Annotated in this window: 7 protein-coding genes; 2 read left to right on the top strand and 5 right to left on the bottom strand. The window is 66.2% G+C overall.

Going from position 1 to position 10,341, the window contains the following annotated elements:
• The 4 genes from ACB030_RS17925 to ACB030_RS17910 form a co-directional block, all read right to left on the bottom strand.
• Positions 1 to 776: IS4 family transposase (locus ACB030_RS17925; RefSeq protein ID WP_371161688.1), on the bottom strand; the 776-nt coding region annotated here is incomplete at its 3' end.
• A gap of 122 nt (positions 777 to 898) precedes the next feature.
• Positions 899 to 4,651, bottom strand: coding sequence for an AAA family ATPase (locus tag ACB030_RS17920; RefSeq protein WP_371161686.1), 3,753 nt, complete (start codon positions 4,649 to 4,651; stop codon positions 899 to 901).
• An 82-nt stretch (positions 4,652 to 4,733) separates the two neighbouring features.
• Positions 4,734 to 5,960 carry an exonuclease SbcCD subunit D C-terminal domain-containing protein gene (locus tag ACB030_RS17915; RefSeq protein ID WP_371161684.1) on the bottom strand — a complete coding sequence of 409 codons (1,227 nt, stop codon included), beginning with the start codon at positions 5,958 to 5,960 and terminating at the stop codon, positions 4,734 to 4,736.
• A 107-nt stretch (positions 5,961 to 6,067) separates the two neighbouring features.
• The gene (locus ACB030_RS17910) at positions 6,068 to 6,496 is read right to left on the bottom strand and encodes a GNAT family N-acetyltransferase (RefSeq protein WP_371161682.1); all 429 of its coding nucleotides are present in this window, start codon (positions 6,494 to 6,496) and stop codon (positions 6,068 to 6,070) included.
• A 180-nt stretch (positions 6,497 to 6,676) separates the two neighbouring features.
• Here ACB030_RS17910 and rdgC point away from each other — a divergent pair, with 180 nt between their 5' ends.
• Positions 6,677 to 7,588, top strand: a complete 912-nt coding sequence (rdgC, locus tag ACB030_RS17905) for a recombination-associated protein RdgC (RefSeq protein WP_371161680.1) — start codon at positions 6,677 to 6,679, stop codon at positions 7,586 to 7,588.
• A gap of 81 nt (positions 7,589 to 7,669) precedes the next feature.
• On the opposite strand, the gene ACB030_RS17900 is transcribed toward rdgC, so the two are convergent.
• Positions 7,670 to 8,284 carry a GDSL-type esterase/lipase family protein gene (locus ACB030_RS17900; RefSeq protein ID WP_371161678.1) on the bottom strand — a complete coding sequence of 205 codons (615 nt, stop codon included), beginning with the start codon at positions 8,282 to 8,284 and terminating at the stop codon, positions 7,670 to 7,672.
• A gap of 114 nt (positions 8,285 to 8,398) precedes the next feature.
• Between ACB030_RS17900 and ggt the strand changes: the two genes are divergently transcribed.
• Positions 8,399 to 10,180: a gamma-glutamyltransferase gene (gene ggt / locus ACB030_RS17895; RefSeq protein ID WP_371161676.1), complete on the top strand. Its 1,782-nt coding sequence runs from the start codon at positions 8,399 to 8,401 to the stop codon at positions 10,178 to 10,180.
• The last annotated feature ends 161 nt before the right edge of the window (positions 10,181 to 10,341 follow it).

The raw sequence follows: 10,341 nt of genomic DNA, 5'->3' as shown, positions 1-10,341 counted from the left end.
GCCTGTGGACTGGTCGTCAGACGCACCAGCACATCCTGACGCCCCAGCTTGCGCACCACCTCGTATTGCGTGCCCTTTTTGAGTGGCAGCAGCCAGTGCCGCTCGTTGCCGATGGTTTGCCATGCATGGAGCAGGCCAAGCGAGTAGAACCCCTTGTCGAACAGGGTCAACGAGTGGTCTGGCGTGCGCGCGATAAGCTGCTCGGCCAGCACCATCTCGTTGACGGCGCAGCTTTCCATGACCGCTTGAACAAGCAGGTGGCTGGTGAGTTCCATCTGGCAGAGCATACGTACCTGCGGATAGGCAGTCTCCCCATGCTGGGTGCCGGGTTTGGCAAACGCAGCGGCATTGTCCGGAGTATCGGGGGTTCGCCACATTACGCCATCGACGGCGAGCAGTTGCAGCCCGGCCCAGCCGGGGTGATTGGCCTGCTGGTGCCAGCGCGAGGCGGTCTCGTGAAACACCCGCTCGATGCTGTTGTCCCCCAGTTTTTGGCGGGCTTGCAGGAAGGCGCTGGGGGCGACAAAGGGGCGGTCACCGGGCAACAGGATATCGAGCTGATTGACCAGCTGGGTCATGGGGACATGGCGGAAGATGGCCATGCCGATGATGGCCCAGACCAGGCGCTCCATGGGCATGCGGCGACGGCGCAGGGTCACGACATCCTCTTCGGCGAGCAGAGTCGTGATGAGCTCGGGGGAAATGAGGTTGGAGAGTGACTCAAACTGAGCGGTATTGCTGGCGTGGAGGAAGTCGAGAGCCTGGTCGATACGCATAAAAAATCCGAAACCAATCAACAGGTTTCGGATTTTTACACATCAGGAGGATCGGTCAATGGATCCTTAACTGATCGGCATTACCGATGACAGGGGCCTTTTGTCATGGTTACTCATCACCCTCAGGGCAATACCACCCGGCTCTCGCCGCCGCCGAGGGCCTCGACCCGGATCTGCACGCCAATCCGCTCCACCAGGGTCTGCACATGGGAGATGACGCCAATCTGGCGGCCCGCCGCCTGCAGGGAGTCCAGGCTGGAGAGCGCCAGATCCAGGCTGTCCGGATCCAGGGTGCCGAATCCCTCATCAATGAAGAGTGATTCGACCTGGGTCTGGCGCGACGACAGGCTGGAGAGGGCCAGCGCCAGCGCCAACGACACCAGGAAACTCTCGCCGCCGGAGAGAGAGTCCACAGACCGCACCTCGTCCCCCATGTCCAGATCCACCACTTGCAGCGCCAGATCCGTGCCGGGCACCCGCTCCAGCCGATAGCGCGGCGACAGTTCGCCAAGCTGGGCGTTGGCCTCCAGCAATAGACGTTCGAGTGTGAGGCTCTGGGCGAAGGTGCGCAGCTTGGCGCCGCTGGCGGAGCCGATTAGATCGGACAGTTGCAGCCAGTGATCCGCCACCGCCTGCTGGGCGGCCAGCGCCTCCTGCAGGTTCCCCGCCTTCAGTGCCGCCGCCTCGGCCTGAGCCAGGGTGCTCTTGCACTGGAACAACTGCTCTTCCAGCTCGCCGCAGCGGGCCTCGCAGGCCCCCAGACGCTCGGCAAGGGCCTCGCCCGTGAGGGCGGCCAGCTCCCCATGATGCTCCCGATAGCGCGCCAGCTTGGCCTCCTCCTGAGCCAGCGCCCGCTGACGCTCGGTCAGCCGGGTGCGGGCCTCGGCCAGGGCATCGTCCAGACGCTGCAAGGCGGTGCGGCGAGCCCTGAGCTCCTCCGGCATGATGGCCAGCAGTCGACGCAGATCATATTCAGCGATGCCGAGGGTGCCGGCATGGGCCGCCCAGCGCCCCAGCACCTCGCGGCGACGACGGCTGCTCACCTGCCTGTCCTGCTCGAGATGGGTCAACCTGGCCTTGAGCTCGGTCTGCTTCTCCCGGGCGACCCGCAGCGCGGTCACCGCCTCCTCGAGCTGACTGGCCGCCAGTTGCAGCCGCTGCTGCCACTCCTGCTCGACCAGGGCGATGGCACGGCCTCCGAGGCAGGCCTCCCGGCTGGCGAGCAGCCCCTGACGCTGCTGCTCATGCTCCTTGTAGTCGCGCTCCAGCTTGTGCAGCAGCTCGTTCTGGCTCTGCACCCGCGCCTCCTGGGCGCTCAGGGCAGGGGTCAGAGTGGCCAGCTCGCCCCCTAGCTGCTCCCATTCGCTCTGTCCGCGCAGATACTCCTCGCAGGTCTGCTGCCACTCCTGCCATTGCCGGCTGCCAAGCCACTGGCGCCAGGGCTCGGCCCCCATCTGTTCATCGAGACGGGCCTCCCCCAGTGCAAGGCGTTGGCGCAGTGACACCTCCTGCTCGGCCAGCGCCTTCAGCTCGGCCTCCCACTCAATCTTCTGCCGCTCGGCGTCCTGCCACTGCTGCTCAAACTGCTGATGGCGGGCGGTCAGCTCGGTCAGCTGGCTGCGCAGCCCCAGCAGCCTCTGCTGCCCCTGCTGGGCCTGCTGCAGTCGTCGCTGCCCTGCCACGAGATCCGACTCCAGAGCCTCTCCCTGTGCCAGCAGGCGAGCCAGCAGCTCGGTCCACTGCGCCGGGCTTTGCCGCAAGGGCAGCCCCTGCCCCAGCAGGGCATCCCCTCCCAGTTGCAGCCAGCGCTGGACCATCTGCTCGGAGCGCGCCTCCAGCTCGGGTTGATGCTGCTGACGGGCGACCAGCTGGCGAGCCAGCTCGACCCGCTCGCTCTCCCCCTGAATATGCTGATGGTTGAGCTGCTCCCACTCCAGATCCAGCTGACTGACACGCTCGGACAGTTGCGCCAGTATGCCGGCCACCTGGGGCTGGCTCCGGGTGTAGGGATGCTCCTCGGCGCCGCAGAGCGGGCAGGGCGTGCCATCGCTCAACACGTGGCGATACTGCTCGAAGCTGGCCACGGCGCGGGCCTGCTCCAGGGCATGGCGCGCCTCGCCGCGCTGGGTGGCGAGCCGCGCCAGCGCCGGAGCCAGCTCCTCATGCTGGGCTCTCAGCCGGGCAAGATGCTGCTCCAGCAGCGCCATCTCCTGTAGCAACCGCTCCTGCTGCTCGCTGTGGTTGCGGCCCGCCTGGGCCAGCTCCAGCAGTTGGCGAACCCGGGCCAGTTGCTCGGTCTGGGCCTGACGCAGCTCCTGCGCCCTGGCGACCTCGGCGTCCCACTCCTGCGCCTGCAGCTCATCGTGCTGCTGTTGCAATCGGGTACGCTCCTGCTGCCAGTAGTCGCGCTCCTGCTGCCCCAGCGCCAGCCGGCTGGCGAGATCCCGCAGGGCATGGCCCTTGTGCTCGCGACTCTGCAGCACCCGCTGCAGCAACTCTCTGTCCGCCGCCCAGTCCTGAATGGCCGCCAGCAAGGGCTGCCACTGGCGTGCCAGCGGGGCCAGGGCCTTGCGCTCATCGAGCCAGAGACCCCACTGCTGACGACGCACCGTCAGGGCCTCGACCCGGCTCGCCTGCTGCTGCCACTCCTGCTGCAGCGCCAGTTGCAGGGCGCGTGCCTGGGTCCCCTGCTGCCGGGTCTCCTGCAACTGCTGGCTCTTCTCCTTGAGCCGGGTATCGAGCTCCTGCGCCCGCTTGAGCTCGGGTTGCAGGGCGCCCCACTCCCGCTCGGCGGTAATCTTGTCGGCCAGCAGTTGCTGCTCGCGCAGCGCGGCCTGCTGCAACACGGGTTCAACCTGCTCCAGCTGGGACGCAAGCTGGCCTATCTGCTGCTCCTGTTGCTGCACCTCCAGGGTGAGGCGGGCCAGTTCGTCGTGATCGGCGCGTGCCACCTGGACCTGCTCGGCGCGGGCAAACTCTTCCCGCCCGGGCGCCGCCTCGCCGTGGGCCGCCTCGGCGGCGGCCAGCGCCTCCTGCCCCTCCCGGCAGGCCTGCAACTGGGCGGCAATCCGTCCGTTGAGATCCCGCAAATCCTGCAACAGCTGACGCTGCTGCTGCTCGTGCTTGAGGCTGGTGGAGAGACCCAGCTGCCGGGCGACCCAGTGCTCGCGTGTCTCGTCATCCATCAGGGCCACGTCGCCGAGCCGCTGCTGTATGGTCGCCAGCGCCTGCTGCTCGGCCCGCGCCCGCTCATGGGTCTGGATGGAGATGGCAGAGTAGAGCTCGGTGCCCGTCATCCGCTCGAGCAGGGCGGAGCGCTCATCGGCGCTCGACTTGAGGAAGGCGGCGAACTCCCCTTGGGGCAAGATGACGGCGCGGCGGAACTGCTCCCAGGAGAGGCCCACCAGCTCGTCGATGCGATCCTGCAGCTCCCGCTTGCTACCACAGAAGACCTGCCCCGACTCGACGTCGGTCAGGCTGCGCTCCTGAGCCTGGAAGCGCCCCTCCGAGCGATTGCGGGCACGGCGCACCGCCCAGCGCGCCAGCCAGATGCGGCCGTCGCAGCCGCGGAACTTCACCTCGGCACAGCCACTGGCGTGGCCACGGCTCAAGATGCCGCGCACGTCGTTGGCCTTGAGCTTCTCCTCGTCATCCGCCCTGCCCACTTCGGCCACGTGCTTGCGATTGGCGATAAAGCGCGGCATCTCGTCGTACAGCGCCAGGCAGATGGCGTCGAGCAAGGTGCTCTTGCCCGCTCCTGTATTGCCGGTGATGGCAAACAGCCCGGCGGCGCCCAGCGCCCCCTTGGCAAAGTCGATGGTGAAAGCCCCGGTCAGGCTGGCCAGGTTTTCCCCTGCCAGAGACAAGATTTTCATGAATGGCACTCCTTCATCCGCATCTCTTTATGCTCGGGGCGGCTTGCTCGGGCCTGGCCCTCACTGGGGAGCAACAAGATTTTCATGAGTTGGACTCCTTCACCTGCTCCAGGATCTCTTCAAACGAGGCGACCAACTCGGCCGCCGGCTCCCCGTCAAACTGCCGCTGATAGCAGAGGCGAAACACCTCCGTGGGAGCGAGTTCATCCAGCCTGCGTCGTTCGCGTCCATCGGCCAGCCCTTCCCCCGAGCCCTGATACTGGGTGCTGATGCGGGCGAGGCGCACCGGCTTGCCCGCCATGGCAGCCAGAATGCGCTCACGGATGCGCGCCTCGGGTTTGGGCAGCAGCAGCCGCACCTCGAGGAAGGGCTGCGCCTCCTGGGGACAGTCAGGCAGGGAGAGCGCCTCTATGGCTTTCAGCGCCTCCTCGAGTGTGCTCTGGGGCAGGCGGATCATCTCCACCGCACGGGGCACAGGGATCCGCTCCAGCCCCGCCAGCTTGCCCCCCTCAAACCTGACCTCCAGCACCTGGTGGTTGTAGTTGGCCTCGGCGAGGGAGAGCGGCAGCGGCGAGCCGCTGTAGTGCACCCCCTCGGCCGGGCTCTGGGCCAGATGGAGGTGGCCAAGTGCCGTGTAGTCGGCAGCCGCGAAGATGTCGGCGGGCAGGGCGTGCTGATTGCCGCCGAGCACCCGCCGCTCTGAGAGCTCGGAGAGCTGACCCGCGGCCAGGTAGGCGTGGCCCATGGCGATCAGGGCCTGACCGGGCTCGCAGCGCGCGCGGCCTTGCGCCAGCACTTCCTGGTAGATCTGGCGAACCCCTTCGATCAGCCGATCCTGCCCCTCTTCGAGCGGCTCCACCCGCAGGTCGCTGCTGCGAAGAAAAGGCACGGCGGCGCACCAGGCGGCAACCTTGCCCTCCCTGTCTTGCAGCGGCACCAGCAGGCGATCGGTTTCGAGCTTGCCCTCCCCGTCCCGGCTGATGCTGCCCACCAGATGCAGGTCGAAGGCCCGCAGCAGCTCGTGGGGAGCGTCCAGCTTGGAGGGAGAGTCGTGGTTGCCACCGATCAGCACCATGTTGAGGCGGGGCATCTCGGCGCGCAGCCTGGCCAGGAAGCGATAGAGCTGTTGCCAGGCGCTGGCGGGAGGATTGGCGGTATCGAACAGATCCCCAGCTACCAGCAGGGCGTCGATCTGCCGCGTCTTGATGGTGTCGGTCAGCCAGTCGAGAAAGGCATCGTGTTCGAAGCGGCGCTCATGGCCATGGAGTTGATGGCCAAGGTGCCAGTCGGCTGTGTGCAGGATCTTCATGAAAAACGGCTCGAAAGATAAGAGGGGAGGTGCCAGTGGTACCCGATGAGGACAAGATGAGGATACGCCCCTCTTTTTTCAAGCAAAACAGGCCGCTGACGTCAGATTCAGACGGGCTGGCAATGCATCTCATACTGGGGATGGCCGGTCAGGGGATCCGAGACCTCACCCCCTATCCTGAACCCGTGGCGGCGATAGAAGCGCACCGCCGGCTCGTTTTCCACGAAGACCCGGGTATGGAGCGCCCCCCCTTGCTGCTTGGCCTCCTGCAGCAGGGCATGGCCGACCCCGCGCCCCTGGCGGTCGGGTCGCACGAAGAGAGCCGCCAGGTAATCATCCACCAGGGCCATGAAACCGAGCAGCTCTCCACGCTCTTCAAACACCCAGATGCGGGCGTGATCGAGGTAGCGGGTACGCAGCTCCTCCTGAGCCTGCCACCAGCAGGAAGCGTCAACGAAATCATGGGCCTGCAAGGATGCCAGCAGCCAGATCTCGACGATCTCTTCCATGTCTTCCGGCCGGCTCGCTCTCAACATATTCGCATCCTTGTTAACAATTTGAACACTCGCAGTCTAGGAGAGTTCGATGACAAGACGGGCGGTCAAGATGAGGCCATGTGAAGTCGATCGCCCTTTATTTAGCGAGAATGATTGGCTGATCACAAAGCGCCTCTCTAGTACAATGCCCGCCGGACAATCTATGAGACCGAGGACGCCATGTGGTTTAAAAACCTGCAGATTTATCGCTTTACCCGCCCCTTTGACCTGACCGTGGATCAGCTGGAAACCCAGCTCGAGGCCTGTGCCTTCACCCCGTGCGGCAGTCAGGACATCTCCCGGTTCGGGTGGGTCAAGCCCCTCGGTAAATTTGGCTCAACCCTGACTCACAGCACCTCTGGCCATATCCTGCTCTGCGCCCGCAAGGAAGAGAAAATGCTGCCGGGCACAGTGGTCAAGGAGATGCTGGCGGAGAAGGTGGAAGCGATCGAATTCGAGCAGGGCCGCGCCCTCAAGAAGAAGGAGAAGGAGGCGCTGAAGGAGGAGATCATGCATACCCTGCTGCCCCGCGCCTTCAGTCGCACCAGCCAGACCTTCGCCTGGATAAGTCCCGCCGACAACCTGATGGTGGTGGACGCCGGCTCCGCCAAGAAGGCGGACGATCTGCTGGCGCTGCTGCGCAAGAGCATAGGCACCCTGCCCGTGGTGCCGGTGGCCCTCAAGAACCCGCCCGAGATCACCATGACCGAGTGGCTCAGCGAGGGCAATCTGCCCGCCAGCTTCACCCTGGAAGACGAGGCCGAGCTGCGCAGTGCCATGGAGCACGGCGGCATCATCCGCTGCAAGCAGCAGGATCTGATGAGCGACGAGATCAAGAATCACCTGGCCAACGACAAGCTGGTGACCAAGCTGGCCCTGAACTGGGGCGAGACCCTGAGCTTCGTGCTGGGGGACGATCTCTCCATCAAGCGCCTCAAGTTCAGCGAAGAGCTGCGCGAGCAGAACGACGACGTGACCAGCGAGGATCCCGCCGCCCGCCTGGATGCAGACTTCGCCCTGGTGACCGCCGAGCTGGCCCAGTTCATCCCGGCGCTGTTTGCCGCCCTGGGTGGCGAAGAGCAGTCCCTCTGAGTTGTCCCTGCCTGTAAAAAAACCGCCTCGGCGGTTTTTTTTGATCCCGGGCGGCCCGCCGACGCGGCAGAAGCACCCGCCTCAGAACGCGCCGCGCTCCTGCAACAGCCGGTGCAGTCGCTCGGCCAGGGCGCCATATCCCTGCGCGTTCAAATGCACGGCGTCGGACTTGAGCCCGGGGGTGCGCAGCAGCTCGCCAAGGCTGTCGTTGTCCAGCACCAGCCGATACTGCTCTGCCAGCTCCCCGTAGAGGGGCGCACCATCGGCAAACAGGGACTTGCGGGGCACGGCCACCAGCAGCACCTGGGCACCGCTGCCCTGCACCGCCTCAATCATGGCGGCGAGATTGGCCTTGAGCGCCACCTCACCACTGCCGCGCAGCATGTCATTGCCTCCCTCCAGCAGTATGACCAGAGCGGGCCTGTGCTCGGCCAGCAACCCGGGCAGGCGGGCCCGCCCGGCCCGGCTCAACTCCCCAGACACCCCGCCATTGATGACGGGGTGGCCGCTCAGGCTCGCCAGTACGCTGGGGTAGCTCTGGGCCGGGTTGGCACCGCGCCCCTCGGTCAGGCTGTCTCCAAACGCCAATATGGTCTCCCCCGCCGCCAGGGGTCTGAACCCCGGCTCCCCGCAGGCGGCCAGCAGCAGGCAGAACAGCCCCGTCACGCAACGCCTCACCAGTCCCTCTCTGTGCATCCTGGCTCCTCCTTGATATTTTTGTAACCATATGAGTATAAAGACAATCTTTCAATCGGGCTCCAACTGTGCCACATTTCGATGGTTGTACAAGAAACCGACAAGGAGCCTGTCATGTCCCTCAACCCCCTCGCCCTGCTGGTCGCCTTCGGCCTGCTCACCGGCTGCGCCCCCCAGAGTGCCTTTCATTATGTCCCTCCTCCCCAGACCCTGACAGCCCCCGAGGCGGCCAGCGGCTGGACCGACAAGGCGGGCTGGCAGGGGCGCGACTTCATGGTGGCCGCGGCCAACCCGCTGGCGGTGGATGCGGGCTACCAGATCGTCAAGGCGGGTGGCAGCGCCGTCGATGCGGCCATCGCCGTCCAGCTGGTATTGACCCTGGTGGAGCCGCAATCTTCCGGGATCGGCGGTGGCTCCCTCATGCTGGTGTGGGATGGCAAGCAGGTGGCGGCCGTGGATGGCCGGGAGACGGCACCGGCAGCGGCCACGGATCAGCTGTTCATGAAGGATGGCAAACCCATGGCGTTCTACGACGGCGTGGTGGGCGGCCGCTCGGTCGGCGCCCCCGGCACGGTGCGCGCCCTGGCGCTGGCTCACGAGCGCTATGGCAAGCTGCCCTGGGCCAGCCTGTTCGAGCCCGCCATCACCCTGGCAGAGCAGGGCTTTGTGATAAGCCCACGCCTGGCCACCCTGCTCGCCAAGGATCCCTATCTGGCCAAGGACCCGGATGCCCGCGCCTACTTCTACCAGGCGGACGGCAGCCCCAGGGCGGCGGGCACCCGCCTCACCAACCCGGCACTGGCCGGGGTACTCAGGACGCTGGCACGGGACGGTGCCGATGCCTTCTATCGAGGGCCCATCGCCGAGGCCATGGTGGCCAAGGTGCACGCCCATCCCACCAACCCCGGGGTGCTGAGCGCCGCGGATCTGGCCAGCTACAGCGCCAGGCTGCGGGACGGCCTCTGCTTTGACTATCGCCAGAGCGAGGTGTGCGGCTTCCCGACCCCCTCCTCGGGCACCCTGGCCCTCGGCCAGATCTTCGGCATGCTGGAGAGCCGGGACATGGCAGCGCTCAAACCCGTGCCCGGGCCGGACGGCCGGCTGGCCGCCTCGAGCGAGGCAATCCACCTTTACAGCGAGGCGGCGCGGCTCGCCTTCGCCGATCGCAACCAGTACGTGGCCGACGGCGACTTCGTCACCGTGCCGGTGCGCGGCATGCTGGACAAGGGCTATCTCGCCGAGCGGGGTCGACTCATCGGCGCCAAGTCCATGGGCGTCGCCCAACCGGGCACCCCGCCGCAGGCACTGGCCCGTGGCCAGGATGCCACCCCCGAACTGCCCTCCACCAGCCACGTCTCCATCGTGGATGGAGACGGCATGGCGGTCTCCATGACCAGCTCCATCGAGGACGGCTTCGGCTCCCGGCTGATGGTCAATGGCTACCTGCTCAACAACCAGCTCACCGACTTCTCCTTCACCTCGGTGGATGCCGCCGGCCTGCCGGTAGCAAACCGGGTGGAGCCGGGCAAGCGCCCGCGCTCCTCCATGTCACCCCTGCTGGTGTTCGACAAACAGAGCAAGCAGTTGGAGATGAGCCTGGGCTCCCCGGGTGGCTCGGCCATCATCAACTACGTGGGCAAGACGCTGCTCGGCACCCAGGACTGGGGGCTGAACCTGCAGCAGGCCATCGACCTGCCCAACTTCGGCAGCCGCAACGGCCCCACCGAGCTGGAGCAGGGACGCACGCCCGAGTCCGTTATCCAGGGGCTCAAGGCCAGGGGACACGAGATAGTGCTCAGCGAGCAGACCTCGGGCTTGCAGGGAGTGCAACGCAATGCCGGCGGCTGGTTTGGCGCCGCAGACCCGAGGCGGGAGGGGGTTGCCAGGGGCGAGTGAACCTTAGCGCACATCAACGGGGCGGCGCGCCCTCTGTGCCAACTGGCAACGCCCCCCTGGCGGCCCCCTCAAGCACATCCACCGCCCGACCGGTATGCGCATATTTGCGCAAATAAAAACCCGGGCCTGTTACCCGGGGCTTGGCACTGAACGGCAGGGGA

The organism is Aeromonas sp. S16(2024), from assembly GCF_041403065.1.
Lineage (GTDB): Bacteria > Pseudomonadota > Gammaproteobacteria > Enterobacterales > Aeromonadaceae > Aeromonas.
This window is presented reverse-complemented; position numbering and strand designations above follow the sequence as displayed.